Below are 14,446 nucleotides of genomic sequence, written 5' to 3'. Positions count from 1 at the left end.
CGGCCCGGATGCCACCGCCCTCGCAGCACCGGTCAGTGCTCGACGACGCCCTCCGACGCCCGGCGCAGCACCGCCCCCGCGATCTCCACCCGGCTGTGCATGTTGAGCTTCGCCAGGATCCGCGAGATGTGCGTCTGGGCCGTCCGGCGGGTGAGAAAAAGATTCTGTGCGATGTCCGGCGTGGAACGACCCGCCGCGACAAGCAGGGCGACCTTGCGCTCGGTCGGCGTCAACGCGTCCCAGCCGTGCCCCGGCCGTCTGCTCCGGGCACCCCGTACCCCACGACGAATCCCGCGACCGCGCAGCCTGGCCTCGGCACGGCGAATATCCCAGGTGGCGCCGAAAGTGCCGTACAGGTCGATCGCCTCGTTCAGGGCGGTCCGTGCCTGCGCGATGTCGCCCCGCTGCGCCAGGACGACGGCGAGATCCTCCAGCGTCCCGGCGAGTTCCACCGGCACCCCGCTCGCCCGGTAGTGCGCCACGGCGGAACGAATAGTCGCCGGGTCGCCGCTGCGCAGGCCGCGACACCGATCAGCGGACGCGGCCGCTCGCGCCGGCACCTGCTCTGCCGCCGCCTCCGCCAGGCAGGCGCGTACCCCGGCCTCCGCGGCCGACCGGTCGTCGACCGCGAGAGCGAGTCGGACGAACCGGGGCAGCCACTGGTGGGTCAGGGTCATCTCCCCTGGCCGTCGGTCGAGAAGAGCGGCCAAATGGTCCAACGCCATCCGCAGATCGCCGTCCTGCTCGGCGGCAAGGGACCGCGCCACTAGCAGGAAGTCGAGGTTTTCCCGATCGGCAACGGTCACGACCGGGCGGTCGAGTCCCGCGCGAAGATGGGCGGCGGCCCTGACCCGCTCGCCCCGATGGCCAGCGATGAGCGCGGACACACCGTGCCAGAGCCGCCCCGGGCCGCCATCGCGCAGCCCACGGTATGTCGATGTCGAGGTGTCCTGCGCGACCGCGTCGAGTTCGGCCAGGGCGTCGTCCCACCGCCCCAGCCAGAACAGCAACACGGCGGCGGTCACCCCGGCGGTCGTGTCGTCCATGCGGTTGGCCGCGCGGAGAAAGTCCCGGGCTTCACACAGCGCCGCCTCAGCGTCCGTCCATCGGCTCAGGTTCTGGAGCGAGAAGATCCGTCCGTGCAGGGCGAACGCCCTCAGGTCGACGTGGTCGGCGACGAAGCTCAACGCCTCGATCGCCGCCTCCGCGCTGTGCAGGGCGAGCCGGTGCTGCCGTCGCACGGAATGGCTGGCCCAGAGACCCGTCAGCGCGTACGCCGTCGCGAAAGCGTCTCCGGCCACGGCTGCCGTGCGGAGCGCGTCCCGAGCGGTGGCGTCCGCCGCCGCCAGGTCCCCGGAGCCCGCCCGCTGGAACATGGCCAGCGAGGCGAGCAGCCGGGCCCGCCAGGCGTCGGGTAGGTCAGCTCCGGCGAGGGCCCGGTGCAGGTTGGCCACCGCCGCGTCGTTGTGCCCGCCACTGCACAGCGCGCGGGCGAGCATCCAGTGGAGCTGCCCCCGGTCGTCCGGGTCGACGACCAACCCCAGGGTCTGCCGCACCCGTTGCGCGGCTTCCTCGTGCTCGCCGGCGGCGATGAGGACCCGCGCCAGGTTCATGCGGAGCACCACCCATACGTCCTCGTCACCCGGGTCGTGGTCCACCTCGCGACGGAGCAGCTCGGCCGCGAGATGCGGCGCCCAACCCGCCAGCACCGGTCCGGCCCCGGCCAGCCACCGTCGCGCCCAGCGGTTCCCGACAACGCCGGAGGCGAGGAGATGCTGAGCCACACGCTGCGGTTCGACGCTGGTGGACTCCAAGGCCCGTGCCACATCGAGGTGCAGTGCGGCGCGCAACGCGGCCGGCATCCCGTCGTACAGGGCCTGCCGGAGCAACGGATGCCGGAATCGCAGCCGAGGGCCGGCCTCGACCAGGATGCCCGCAGTCACCGCCTCCTGGAGGTCGGCGGAGAAGTCGATCGCCGGACGGCCGAGCAGTGCGGCGAGTTCGGTGACCGCGAATTCGCCGCCGAGCAGCGCGGCCGCCCGCATCAACTCGACGGTACCGGCCGGGACGGAACTCAGCCTGCCTTCCAGGGCCGCGGCCAGCGATCTCGGGACCACGCCGGCAGCTGAGTCGCGCACCTCGGCCTGCGCGCCGATGTCCAGCAGGTCCTCACGAACCAGTGACTCGACCAGTTCCCGCAGGAAGAGTGGATTGCCGGCCGCCTGAGCGGCGAGCCTGACGAGTCCGTCCCCGGGTGGCACGCCCACGAGTGCGGCGAGCAGATCGCGGACCGACTCCGGGGTGAGGGAACCGAGCGGGACGCGGAGCACGGCCCGCCGGCGTGCGACGGCGCGCAACCGCCGCACTGTCGACCGGTGAGCGCCGGGACGGTAGGAGAGGACCAGCAGCAACGGCAGGTACGCGGCGACCGAGGCCAGCCGGCGGCACACATCGATGGACGCGTCATCGGCCCACTGCACGTCGTCGACGAGGAGCATCATCGGGCCGGCGGTGCACAGTTCGTCGACCAGAGCGACGACCATTTCCACGGCCGCCGCGGCGTGACCGGCGTCGGCCAGATCGAGGACGGATCGCCTGTCGCTCAGGAGCTCCGCGATCCGCGCCCGGTGGGGATCCGTCGAGCGCGGCCTGATCTCCAGGCAGTCGAGTAGCACGCCCAGGAGTGGCGGATGAGCCAGTTGGTCGGCGACACCCTCGGACACCTGGCAGCCCAGCTCTCTGCCAACGTGGGCAGCGGCCGCCATCAGGGATGATTTGCCAATCCCCGGCTCGCCCTCGATCCAGACCACGCCGCCGGCGCCGAGACGCACCCGTTGCACGGCGTCCCACAGCTCCGTGAGTTCGGGCCCACGCCCGATCAGAAACCCTGGAGAGTTAACGGACGTCAGCATCGTGCCTCAGATCCATCGGCTGCCCCGCGCCGTCGGCCCGGTCATCGACGGCCAGCCACGTCGGCGGCGAATGCGGCAACCCAGGTCAGTGCGGAGTTCCAGTTGATGGTGATCTCGTTGACCGACCAGGCTTCCAGATTGTCGACGTAGCAGAGCTGCGGGGCGCATCCGTGCAGCCAACTCGCCGAGAGCGGGTCCTGGAGGCTGGAGTTGGGCCCCCCGGCAACCGATCCCACCGGCGGGTTCGGCAACCGGGCGTCGAACGATTTCGCGTACCACCGGCTGTGCTGGTTCTTCGCGTCGTTGCTGCCGTAGCCGGTGATGTAGGACTGCCCGAGGGCGTTTCGGCCCAGCAGGTAGTCGAGCCCTTCGAAGACGGCGTCGGCGTACCTGTCGTCGCCGGTGAGGTCGTGGGCGGTGGCCAGGACGACCTGGTTGTTCAGCATGGACGCGTTCGAGCCCCAGTCGTAGCGTCCCGTGGTGGGGGTGTAGGTCTGCCCGAAGCGCTCGGCCTTCTGGAACGAGATCAACCGGTCCGCGGCGGCGACCACCCATCCCTTGATTTGTTCGCGGTCGCTCAACCCGGTGCCGAGCCGCGCCAGATCGAGTTGGGCCAGCGCGGCCACCGAACCCCAGTAGAAGCCGTTCTGGCTGAAGGCCGTACCGGCGGTGTGGAACCGGCTGGCCCGGACGGCGGTGAGGTAGGTGGCGTCCTTGGTGGTCAGGTACAGCTCGGCCGCGGCCCAGTAGAACTCGTCGGAGACGTCCCCGTCGTTGTAGGGCCCCCCGCCGCTGCGGTCCTCGTACGGCGCGAAGAGCGCCGGGTTGGCCCGGGCCGCGGCGTACGCGCGTTCGGCCGCTGCCCGCAGCCGGGCGGCGAAGCCGGCGTCGTGCGCCTGGTAGATCCTCGCTGCCTGGGCCGCGACGGCGGCCAGGTTCAGGGTGGCCGCGGTCGACGGGCGGTGCAGTTCCCGGGGTTTCCGGTCCTGGTGTGGCAGCATCGGCGGCCCGGTCCAGGTCTCGTCGTGAACCTTGTGGTGGACCATGCCGGCCAGGGGGAGGCCGTCGGGCACCTGCATCTTCAGCATGAAATCGAGGTTCCAGCGGGCCTCGTCGAGGATGTCCGGGACACCGTTTACGCGTTCCGGCACGGCCAGGGTGCCGTCGCCGAGGGCCGCCGGCCGGTTGCGCTCCCAGGTCGACAGGAGCTGGTACGTCGCGATGCCGCCGTTGACGACGTACTTGCCGTGGTCGCCGGCGTCGTACCAGCCGCCGGTGACGTCCAGTCGGTAGGAGCAGGTCCAGTTGTTCAGGAACGACTTCGGCTCCTGACAGGGCACCTGGGTGTCGCCACCGTTCGGTGACTCCGCGACGTGCCCGGCCGGGCGGGCGTACGCCGCCCCGGCGATGCCCCCGTCGATCGCGATCCCACTGCGGTTGGTGTAGAAGAGGCGGGTCGCGTCGGTGCGCAGCCGGTCGTACAGGTCCGCGCGGATGTCGAACGGGTGACTGGGGCGGTCGACCCAGCCGTCGTACACCAATTCGAACCGGCCGGTGGTCGTGACGTGGCTGAAGTCGATCACATGGGTGTTGGCGCTTGCCGACGCGTCGAAGCCGGTCGGGGTGGTCCGACCCGTCGCCACCGTCGCACCGCCGCCGACCCGGCGCAGCGTCCACGGCACCGCGTGGGACGCGCCGTACAGCAACGTCGCCCGTTTGGGTCCGTTGGGTAGGTAGCCGTGCTGGTTCACCTTGAGGTCCGGCCCGGCGTCGGCCCGGTACGCGTACTCGGCGCCGGTGAGCGTCACGTCGTCCATGCAGAACTCGTACGGCGCCGTGGACTTACCGAGCCGGAACTGGAGCTGGGCCAACCGGTACGGCTCCGGGTAGGTCGTGGTGATGGTGTACTCGTACTCCTTCCAGGCGGTGCCGGTGGTGAAGCCCTTGTTCAGGTACGTGACATTGGTCGGGTTGTCGAAGGGCGCGAGGTAGACCAGCGGGCTCGCCGCCGTGTTCGTCCGGGCGCGGAACCGCAGCGTGTACGTGGCGCCGCCGGGCAGGTAGATGCTGTTGTGGCCCACCAGGACGTCCCACGGGTTGGTGGACGCGGGCGCGGTCACGCAGAAGGTCCCGCCGTCCAGTTTCGGCGTCATTCCGGCGTTCACCCACCACGGCTTGTCAGTGCCGGTGAACGTGCTGTTCTGCAACAGCCGGCCGTCGAGCTGCGGCCGGGGTGGCCCACCCCCGTACGCCGGCAGCGTTCCCGCCGGCAGGTCCTGCCCGCCGCCCTGGCCGGGCTGTCCCGGGCCGGGATCCGCGCTGCCGTACCGGGGCAGCAGCCAACCGTCGAGGCCGCCGGAGGCGGCGCTGACCAGGACGAAGTCGCTGATCAGGTCGGCGTCGAGGTCGGCGAACAGGCCGGTGGTGCCGGCGAACGGGCCATCGTCACGGATCGGGCCCAGTGACCGCCAGCCGGTCGTCGCGCTCCACGGTGCGCCGGTGTTCTCCCAGGCCTGCACTTTGCCGCTGGGGTAGTCGACGCGCAGCACGTCGGCCCGGCGGTCACCTGTGACATCCGTGAACGACGTCTGGTAATAGCCGTCGGCGGGGGTCGCGAAGCCACTGACCGAGTGCCAGTCGCCCGGCACCGGCGTCCGGCCCTGGGACCGGTTCTCCCAGAGGCTGGCGTGGCTCAGCCGATCCGAGTTGATCAGGTCGTCGTCTCCGTCACCGTCGATGTCGACGAAGCGCGGGTTCTCGTAGCGCAGGTCGTTGGCCACGATGGTGGGTGCTCCCAACCGGATCTGCGCGGCGTCGGACTCGTTGCGGGACATCCAGATGACCCGGGTCCCGGTGGGCGACTCGTCAGCGGTCTGCAACCGGACGTAGTCGTCCCGGTCGTCGCCGTCGAGGTCGCCGAAGTGCACCGTACTGGGCAGACCCCGGTCCGGCGGGCTGATGTCACCGAGGGCGGTCCAGGTGGATCGGGGGCCGTTGTTGCGCCACGCCGGTATCCGACCGTCGGGCTGAACGATGACGTGATCGGCGTCGCCGTCGCCGTCGAGGTCGGGGAAGTGGGTCTCCGAGCCGGCCGGGGTGGCGTCCCGGAACTCACCGATCGGGTCCCAGCGCGGGCCGATGCCGTTGCGGGGCTCCGGTCGCCACTGGTAGAAGTCCTGCGCGACCACCAACCGCGCTCCGAGAGCGTTGGCGGAGGGTTGCAGGGAGCCGCCGAGCCCAGGCGTGAAGATCTGCCCGTCCTTGAACTGCCACCGGGACACATCTGCCTGCTCCGAGCAGAGGGTGCTGCCGGTGCTCCGGGAGTTCGCGTCCCAGGACAGACACCGCTCGGTCGCCGGGTCGGCCTGCGGCCAGGCGAGCTGGTACTGACCCCCAGCCGTGCTGAAGCGCACCTGGAGGGCCTCGTCGAGGCTGCCGCGCGGCGTCCTGACGTGTGGTCCGATGTCGTCGCCGTCGTTCGTCTTCGACGCGATCACCGCGTGCTCCAGGTGGCGGGCGAAGAAGCGGTAGGTGTCGCCGGGGACCGGGGCGTAACAGTCCCGCTCGGTCGTCGTCCGGGGCGCGAGGCCACCGCCGGAGCCACAGCCGGCGTTCACGACGTAACGGACATACCTGTGGTCGGAGTTCCCGCCGCGAACCTCGGCGTTGATGGTGTTGTTGTTCCCGTTGCTGGCATAGGCGAAGTCCAGCTCTTCGCCGCCCTCGTGGGTGGGCTGGCCCGCCGCGACGATGTGGCTCTGCAACGCGGCCGGCATCCGTGCCGGGTCCTGGTTGAAGTCGGCGAGCACCATCCATTCGCCGGTGGGGCGACCGGCCATGAACTGCCGCGCCGTCTCGATGATGTCGGGGGCGTCGTTGGCACTGTTCGGACCGTTGGACTGCGCGTGGGCGGTGAAGTACCAGTCGGTGCCGATCTGGACGCCCATCATCGGCCGCGAGTTGAACCGCGAATGCACCGGCAAGATCACGGCGTCGGTCACCGTCTCCCGGGTGACGATGGCCAGGCCGTTGCGTTGTTGACCGGTGTCGGCCCAGTAGATCTGCACCAGGTCCGGGCGGCTTTCCGAGCCGATGTTGTACAGATGCTCGGTGACGCCGGCCTCGGCGAATTGCCGATCCATCCACACCGCCCGGTCGGGCGGTTGGCTGCCCGCCTCCTGGAGTGCGGCGACCTGCACCCCCTCCTGGTTGAGCATCTGCTGCACAGCGGTCAGCCATCGCGACTCCGGAGGCCCTCCGCCCCCTTGATGCTGGCCCTGCATGTTCCAGGACCCCACGTTCAGGTCCCGCGCCACCGCTGCCGCCGGTGTCGGCGGTTCCAGGGCGTACAGAGCCGTCGACACCGTCGTCAATGCGATGATCGCGGCCAGTCGCCTGCGCACCACGCCCACGTCAAATCCTCCAGACCGACCTCGTCGCCCGCCACCGAGATCACGGAGACGATGCGGCAGCGGAGCCCCGCACCGCATCGGTGGAAATTGCCTATTCGGGCAGGGGATCCGGCCGGCGTGCGTTCCGCCGCTGCCTCCCGGGGTTCCTTTGTCCAGACTGGAACGATGTCGTCAACCCAGTCGATCCAGCTTCTCGCGAGCGGTGGTGTCGGGCCGAGGCGTGAGGACCACGAGGCGCAGGTCGGTGTTCTGGGTGGTCAGGACGTTGGCGTCCAGCGGGATGGCGCCCACGTCCGGGTGGACGGCTGTCTTGTGCGCGCTCTCGTGATGGGCCACCGCACGGAGGGCCCAGAGGTGGCGGAACCTGTCGTTCCCGGCCATGCGCGAGATCAGGGCCGCCACGTCGGGGTCGTTCGGATAGCGGGCGCTGGTCGCGCGCAGGTCGGCCACCAACGACTGCTCGAAGTAGGCGCGCTCGCTGTCGGTCTGGCGGACGCGAGGGTTTCGGGATTCGAACTGGACGATCAAGGCGTTGCGATCGTCGGCGATGGCGCCGGTGGGGTCGCCGAAGACGGCCGCGAACAGCCGGTTCCAGTGCAGCAGTCGCCACACGGCGTCGTAGACGGCCGCCGGGGTGTCGCCGAGGTGGTCGATGACGCGGTGCAGGCTGCTGGGGATCAGGTGGGGTATCCGGTCCGGGGCCGCGGCGAAGCCGGCCAGGCGCATCAGGTGCGCCTCCTCGTCGTCGGAGAGTCGTAGCGCGCGAGCCAGGGAGGTGCACACCTGCGCCGATGGTGTGGCGGCCCGGCCCTGTTCGAGGCGTGCCACGTATTCGGGGGAGATGCCGGCCAGTGCTGCCAGCTCGCCGCGCCGTAGCCCGACGACGCGCCGAGGTGATGCGTTCTGGAGACCGACTGCGGCCGGGTCCGTGCGATCCCGCCAGGCCCGCAGCGCGGTTCCGAGGTCATTCATGAACCCCATGATCCGCCATTGGTCCGGGGAACTGGGTGGTACCAGCGGTACGCGGAAGATCTGTGGCTTCCACAGTGGTGGTTCCGCCGTCGAGGATGGGGATCATGAGCAGAGTGACCAGAATGCATCACATCGGAGTGCCGGTCAGCGATTTGGCGCGGTCGGTGAGGTGGTACGAGGACGCCCTCGGCATCGCGCCGAACGGTGTGACGATCTCGGCGACGAACCCGGCGATCGGTGCGGTTGTCGAGGTCGAGAACGCGTCGATGCGGGCCTCCTTCGCGTTGGCCGGTGACAACGTCCTGCTGGAACTCATCCAGTACGACAGCCCGCGGCCGAGGCCCTTCACCGGGCGCAACTCTGACGTCGGGGTCATGCACCTGTGTTTTGAGGTCGACGACCTCGACTCGGCGCACCGCGACCTGGTGCGGCGGGGCGTGCACGTCAACGCCGATCCGGTCGTGCTCCAGGACGGCGATGGCGTCGAAGCGGGGGCGCTGGCCGGGACGAAGATCCTCTACCTACGTGACCCCGACGGCATCCAGCTGGAACTGTTCGAGTTGCCCTCGTAGGAGCGCCGACTCCAGACCCGGCGGCCGTCCCGGTCGGTGCGCTGCTGTGGTTACCATCGGTGGGGCCGATCAACCGGAGGGCACCATTCGTCCGGCGACACGCAGAAGCTGATGACAGATACCAGGTCGGGATTGTTCGTCGCTCGCGAGGCGGAGCTGGGCGAGATTGCCTCGGTGACGGCAGCCGCGGCGCGGAGCCGCGGCGGGGCGATGCTCGTTCTCGGTGACGCGGGGATCGGCAAGTCGACGCTCATCGGTGCGGCCGCTTCGCGGCTCGACGGATGGCAGGTGCTGCGGGCCGGTGGTGTCGAGTTCGAGAGCGAACTGCCCTACTCGGCCCTGCACCAGTTGTGCGCGCCCGTGCTCGACCACCGCGCTGGGCTCCCCGTACCGCAGCGGAGCGCGCTCGACGCGGTGTTCGGGCTGCACGCCGGGGTCAGGCCGACTCCGATGCTCGTCGGGCTGGCCGTCCTGGGCCTGCTGAGTGCCGTAGGCCGGCGCAGGCCGGTGTTCTGCGCGGTCGACGACGTGCAGTGGATCGACGCCGGCTCGCGGCTGGTACTGGCCTTCGTCGCGGCACGCGTTGCGGCGGAGCGGGTCGCCATGGTGTTCGCTGCCCGCGACGCCGACTCGGTGTCGGAGCTCGGTCGCCTACCCGCCCTCACTCTCACCGGGCTCACTGATTCGGAAGCCCTCACCCTGCTGCGGTATCGGGCACCCTTCGGCCACGATGCAGCGATCGTGCAACGGATCCTCGCCGAAGCGGCCGGCAACCCTCTTGCCCTGGTGGAGTTCGCCCGCGACGCCGGACCGTTCGGGCTACCCGGGGACGCCGGGCACCGCGCCGTGGAACACCGGTTCGTGAGTCGGTTCCTGCGGCTGCCGGCACCCACGCGCGCGGTTCTGGCGCTGGCCGCGGCGGAGCCGACAGGCGATCTCGTGCTGCTGCGGCGTGCGATGGCGATCCAGGGGTTGGACGCCGTGGACCTGACCGCGGCCGAGGACAGCGGCCTGTTGGTGACCGGGCCCCGGGTGCACTTCCGGCATCCGTTGGCGCGTTCCGCGGTGTACCGGTCGACCGGCGCCGGGTTGCGACGGCGGGCACACACGGCGCTCGCCGCCGGTACCGACGTCGACGTCGATCCCGACCGCCGCGCCTGGCACCAGGCGAACGCGATCACCGGCCCGGATGAGGAGACCGCTGCGGAGCTGGAGCGTTCGGCCGGACGGGCACAGCGCCGCGGCGGATTGGCGGCCGTGGCCGCGTTCCTCGAGCGCGCGGCCCGACTGACCCCCGGCCGGTCGGGGCAGGCCCGCCGGTTGTTGGCCGCGGCGAGAGCGCGGTTGGGTTCGGGGGAACCTTCTGCCGCCCGGGATCTGGTGGACGAGGCCGAGCGTCTCCAGCCGGACCCCGTCGACCGCCGCGCCGCGCGACTGCTGCGCGCGACGATCGACTATCACGTGGCGCGCAGTATCCCGGCGACGATCGCGCTCATCGAGGCGGCCGACGGCGTGGGGCCCGACGAGGTCCGCGAGACCTACCTGGAGGCGTTCGCATCGCTCATGTTCAGCGTCGACGAGCCGGGGAGGTTGCGGCGGCTCGCCCTGCACATCCGGGAACGGGTGCCCCAGCGTCAGCCGCCACGCCCGGTCGACCTGCTGCTGCAGGCGTTGGTCGAGCAGAACCTCCGCCCGGTGGACGAGGCGATGCCCCTGATGCGCCGCACGGTCGACGCCTTCCGGGACCACGCCCGCACGTCCGACGCGGATCCGTGGTGGATGGAACGCGCCTGCGTGCTGAGCGTCGACCTCGGTGACAGCGACGCCATGGAGGAGATCGCCGACCGTCAGGTGGATCTCGCCCGGACACAGGGCGCCTACGCGATCCTTCCCCATGCGTTGCGCTTCCAGGCGGCAGCCCGGACGATCGTGGGCCGCTTCGCCGACGCGCAGGTCTGCATCATCGAGGCGCGTGCGGTCGACGAAGCCGCCGGCACGTCCAACCTCGTCGGGTCCGACCTGATGCTTGCCGCATGGAGCGGGGACGTCGACCGGTTCCGCGAGATCCGGGAGAAGCTGCGCGGCTGGGTGGGGGTGAATTTCACCGCCCTGCACTACGCGGAGAGCGTGCTGTGCAACGGCAGCGGCGATCACCAGTCCGCGCTCGACGCGTTGCTGCTCGTGCGGGACCAGCACCGGCGCGGCGCGTACGCCGTCACCGCCTTCCACAACGAGCTGGTCGAAGCCGCCGCGTACCTCGGACGTGCCGAAGAAGCCAAGGAATCGGCTGACTGGATCGGGGATGTCGCACGGGTCAACCCGAACGCGTGGACGACGGGCGCGCATCTGCTGGCGTGTGCGCTGCTCGACCCGGGGCTCGGCGCGCAGGACCACTACCGTGCCGCGATCAGCCGGTTCGCCGGGAGCAGGATGCGGGTCCACTACGCGCGTGCCCGACTGCTCTACGGACAGTGGCTGCGACGGGTCGGCCGTCGCGCCGAGGCGCGGGTGGAACTGCGCGCCGCGCACGAACTGCTCTCCACCATCGGCGCGCGCGGGTTCGCCGGCCGCGCCGCCCGCGAACTGGACGCCATCGGCGAGCCGACCCTGGCCGACGACGCCGATCCGCTCGCAGGGCTGACCGCCCGCGAACTACTCGTCGCCCGCAAGGTCGCCTCCGGCGCGGGCACCAAGGAGGTCGCCGCACTGCTGTTCGTCAGCCCGCGAACGATCGATGCCCACCTGCGCAACCTCTACCGCAAGCTGGGCATCACCTCACGCCGGCAACTGCGAGAACTACTCCGCTGACGGAGCAGGGCCCACCGAGCGACGAAAGGGCCCCGCCGGTACGAGACCGGCGGGGCCCTTGGGTCACGTCAGCGCCGGGCCCGATCACACTCCCGTTCGGCACGCGTCTTCAGCTCCGTCAGCCACGTCTCCAGGCCCGCCCCGAGAGCCACGGTGGAGAAATCGACGTCCTGCTCCACCTGGTCACCGCGCCACGTCTCCTCGGTACGCACGAGAACCCGGCCGTCGATCTCGGTGAACGTCCACACGTGCACCCCCTCGTCGATGCGCAGCCCCGCACCGATCGCCGGGCCGTCCCACCGAAGGCACCTCTGCTGCTGAAGCTGCCGGACGGTGGACGTGACGACGAGGGTCGTGGCGGGATTCAGCGCGGTCTCGAGGACCGGTGTCGTCCATCGGAACGACGAACCGGGACGCAGTGGGCCACGATCGAGCCGCTTGCTGGATGAAACGGGCGTCTGCCACGACGGCCAGCGTTCCACGTCGGTCTGCAACTTCCAGACGGTCCGTAGCGGAGCGTCGATCGTCGTCTCCGTCCGATAGCGAATCTTCGCCTCGGTGTCGACAGTCCGTCCCGCACAGCGCACCGTCGCGCGGTCGGAGCCGACATCACGCCCGACCTCGGCCCGAGCCGGCGCACCTGCGGCGCCCACGAGGCCGGCCACAACCACTGCCGTCGCGGCAGCGGCGAACACACGGTTCTTCACGATGCGGTCACCGCCTCGGCGGCACCCTTGAGTCGTTCCAGCCACCCGGCGAGGGTCGTGTCGAGGCCCTCCTGGAACGGCGCGGGGTCGGCGTCGACAGGCGGGCCGGCGAAGGACTCCTCGGTCGACACCTCCACACCGTCGCCGGCTGGAGTGAGAGCCCAGACGTGGACGCCGAGGACCCCGTTTGGTCCGTCACCGTATCCCCGCCACACGAGGCGTTCCCGCAGCCGTACCTGAACGATCGTCGACTCGATCTCCATGCCCGCGGCCGCCCAGCGGAACACGGAGCCCGGCGCGAGCGGACCGGGTGTTTCCACGCGTGCGTACGCGATGTCTGGCAGCCAGGTCGTCCATGCGTCGATGTCGGTGAGGATCCGCCACACGACGTCCGCCGACGCGGTCACCGTGACGCTGTGGCGGCTGACCACCGGGGCCGACACGTCAATGCCGGCCCCGTCGGTGTCCGTGATGTTCTCCATCGTGAAGCCTTTCTGCGGTCACTGACCATCGGATCGCCGGGCATGAGCGAGCCGCTAGATCCACACCCGGTAGACGCGATCGTGCCAAGACGGCAACCGCTGCACATCGGCAAGAACTACCTAGTTCGCGGTATGTGCGCCGGCCACGGTGAAGATCCTTACCTCCGTGCCTGCTACAGCTGACGGCGTCCCGGGTGGCATGGGCATCGACTGCGGGGCGATCTGATCTCGGAGGGTGTGTAACTACACACCCATGTGCTTCAATGCCGCTACCGGATAGTTGATCGTGGCCTCAACACCTGAGGCTCGCAGGACAACGAGGAGAGTGCATGAGGCGACGGATACCCGCACTGCTGGCGGCAATCGTCCTCGGCCTGGGACTGGCCCCGGGGCCCGTCCACGCGGCGCCACCCGCGAGCGTCAGCGTGGGCGGGGGCATCGTCGCCCCGCCGCGGTTCGACTTCGCGACCGCCCGCGCCGCCGCGGACCCGGAGACCCAGGCACGCATCGCCGCCATCGCCGCGCTGCTACCGGAAAACTGGCAGGCCATGCTTGCCGACAAGCGGGAGAGGATGGGCCTGAAACCGTCCCTCGCGCAACAGTTGGTCACGGACGCGATCGACCCGTCGCTCTATCAGTGCCAGGACACCCAGTTCAGCACGTACACACTGGGCCTGCTCGAAGGCGTCGACCTGGACACCCTGCTGGTCCTGCTCATCTTTGGCGTCCTGGATTACGCGGCCTACGACGCGCTCATCTACGGCCAGCCCAACAACGAGGCGGACTACGGCCTGCCCGCCAGCCACAAGAGCACGTTGAAGCGGACCTTCAAGGACGCACAGCAGTTCTGGGACGTCAACCTGTTCGACGTCAAGCTCATGGCCATGCAGAACGACATGCTGCAGGATCCCGCGCGAGTAGCTCGGATGGTGGCCTTCATCTGGGGACTGGACGAGGATCAGGCGGCAGCAGCCGCCGCCGAGATCATGGGCATCATCGGCTCCGTCCCCGCGCTCGACGGAGGACGCAACCCGATCTTCACCCTGAATGCCTTCGCCTTCACCGCCGAGGGTGAGGTCGACCCGTTGCTGCGTGACGTCCCGGACAAGGTCGTCTTCGGCGAGGGCATGCTCACCGCGATCGGCGCACTCGGCCTGGGAACAGCCGGCGCGCGCGCGATCCTCGCCCACGAGATGGCCCACCATGTTCAATTCGAACAGGGCCTGTTCGACAGCCCGCTGACCGGCGCCGAGGCGACCCGCCGCACCGAACTGATGGCCGACGGCTTCGGCACCTACTTCGTCACCCACCCGCGCGGGCTCAACTTCAACGGCGTCCAAATCCACCAGGCGCAACAGACGTTCTACGAGGTCGGCGACTGCTTCTTCGACGACCCCAGCCACCACGGCACCCCGAACCAGCGCCTGCGGGCCTCGGTCTGGGGCGCCCAGATCGCCCAGCAGGCCACGGGCATCCGGCCCATCCTGCCGTCGATGAATCTCTTCAACCGATTCGAGCGCAAGCTCCCGGCGCTGATCAAGCCAGACGCGCACCCGGAACCGGCCGGCCGCCTCTGACCCG

The 14,446-nt window shown here is 70.1% G+C and carries 8 protein-coding genes; 3 read left to right on the top strand and 5 right to left on the bottom strand.

Annotation, left to right across the window (positions count from 1 at the left end):
• Nucleotides 1–32 precede the first annotated feature (32 nt).
• From AB0C19_RS01900 to AB0C19_RS01890, 3 genes are all read right to left on the bottom strand, one after another.
• A complete protein-coding gene (locus AB0C19_RS01900; RefSeq protein ID WP_357177953.1) occupies nucleotides 33–2,912 on the bottom strand; it encodes an AAA family ATPase in 2,880 nt (959 codons plus the stop codon).
• Nucleotides 2,913–2,953: 41 nt separating this feature from the next.
• Nucleotides 2,954–7,324: a glycoside hydrolase family 9 protein gene (locus AB0C19_RS01895; RefSeq protein WP_357177950.1), complete on the bottom strand. Its 4,371-nt coding sequence runs from the start codon at nucleotides 7,322–7,324 to the stop codon at nucleotides 2,954–2,956.
• A gap of 171 nt (nucleotides 7,325–7,495) precedes the next feature.
• Nucleotides 7,496–8,296 (bottom strand): helix-turn-helix transcriptional regulator, encoded by an 801-nt coding sequence (locus AB0C19_RS01890; RefSeq protein WP_357177947.1) that lies wholly within the window; start codon nucleotides 8,294–8,296, stop codon nucleotides 7,496–7,498.
• A 122-nt stretch (nucleotides 8,297–8,418) separates the two neighbouring features.
• On the opposite strand from AB0C19_RS01890, the gene AB0C19_RS01885 reads away from it, so the two are divergent.
• Both AB0C19_RS01885 and AB0C19_RS01880 read left to right on the top strand, forming a co-directional pair.
• Nucleotides 8,419–8,868 carry a VOC family protein gene (locus AB0C19_RS01885; protein ID WP_357177944.1) on the top strand — a complete coding sequence of 150 codons (450 nt, stop codon included), beginning with the start codon at nucleotides 8,419–8,421 and terminating at the stop codon, nucleotides 8,866–8,868.
• Nucleotides 8,869–8,979: 111 nt separating this feature from the next.
• Nucleotides 8,980–11,676 carry an AAA family ATPase gene (locus AB0C19_RS01880; RefSeq protein WP_357177940.1) on the top strand — a complete coding sequence of 899 codons (2,697 nt, stop codon included), beginning with the start codon at nucleotides 8,980–8,982 and terminating at the stop codon, nucleotides 11,674–11,676.
• Between the two features lie 68 nt (nucleotides 11,677–11,744).
• Here AB0C19_RS01880 and AB0C19_RS01875 read toward each other — a convergent pair whose 3' ends face one another.
• Complete coding sequence (locus tag AB0C19_RS01875) at nucleotides 11,745–12,383, bottom strand: SRPBCC family protein (protein WP_357177937.1); 639 nt, start codon at nucleotides 12,381–12,383, stop codon at nucleotides 11,745–11,747.
• Entirely contained in the window at nucleotides 12,380–12,865 is a 486-nt protein-coding gene (locus AB0C19_RS01870; protein ID WP_357177934.1) for an SRPBCC family protein, read from the bottom strand. Before AB0C19_RS01870 ends, AB0C19_RS01875 begins: the two co-directional genes overlap by 4 nt.
• Before the next feature lie 329 nt (nucleotides 12,866–13,194).
• On the opposite strand from AB0C19_RS01870, the gene AB0C19_RS01865 reads away from it, so the two are divergent.
• Entirely contained in the window at nucleotides 13,195–14,442 is a 1,248-nt protein-coding gene (locus AB0C19_RS01865; RefSeq protein WP_357177930.1) for a hypothetical protein, read from the top strand.
• The last annotated feature ends 4 nt before the right edge of the window (nucleotides 14,443–14,446 follow it).

Source organism: Micromonospora sp. NPDC048842, assembly GCF_040649935.1.
Taxonomy (GTDB): Bacteria; Actinomycetota; Actinomycetes; order Mycobacteriales; family Micromonosporaceae; genus Micromonospora; species Micromonospora hortensis.
This window is presented reverse-complemented; position numbering and strand designations above follow the sequence as displayed.

Excerpts from the sequence above, each read along its gene's own strand:
- AB0C19_RS01900 (WP_357177953.1), bottom strand. The coding sequence starts at position 2,912 with ATGCTGACGTCCGTTAACTCTCCAGGGTTTCTGATCGGGCGTGGGCCC.
- AB0C19_RS01890 (WP_357177947.1), bottom strand. The coding sequence starts at position 8,296 with ATGAATGACCTCGGAACCGCGCTGCGGGCCTGGCGGGATCGCACGGAC.
- AB0C19_RS01885 (WP_357177944.1), top strand. The coding sequence starts at position 8,419 with ATGCATCACATCGGAGTGCCGGTCAGCGATTTGGCGCGGTCGGTGAGG.
- AB0C19_RS01880 (WP_357177940.1), top strand. The coding sequence starts at position 8,980 with ATGACAGATACCAGGTCGGGATTGTTCGTCGCTCGCGAGGCGGAGCTG.
- AB0C19_RS01870 (WP_357177934.1), bottom strand. The coding sequence starts at position 12,865 with ATGGAGAACATCACGGACACCGACGGGGCCGGCATTGACGTGTCGGCC.
- AB0C19_RS01865 (WP_357177930.1), top strand. The coding sequence starts at position 13,195 with ATGAGGCGACGGATACCCGCACTGCTGGCGGCAATCGTCCTCGGCCTG.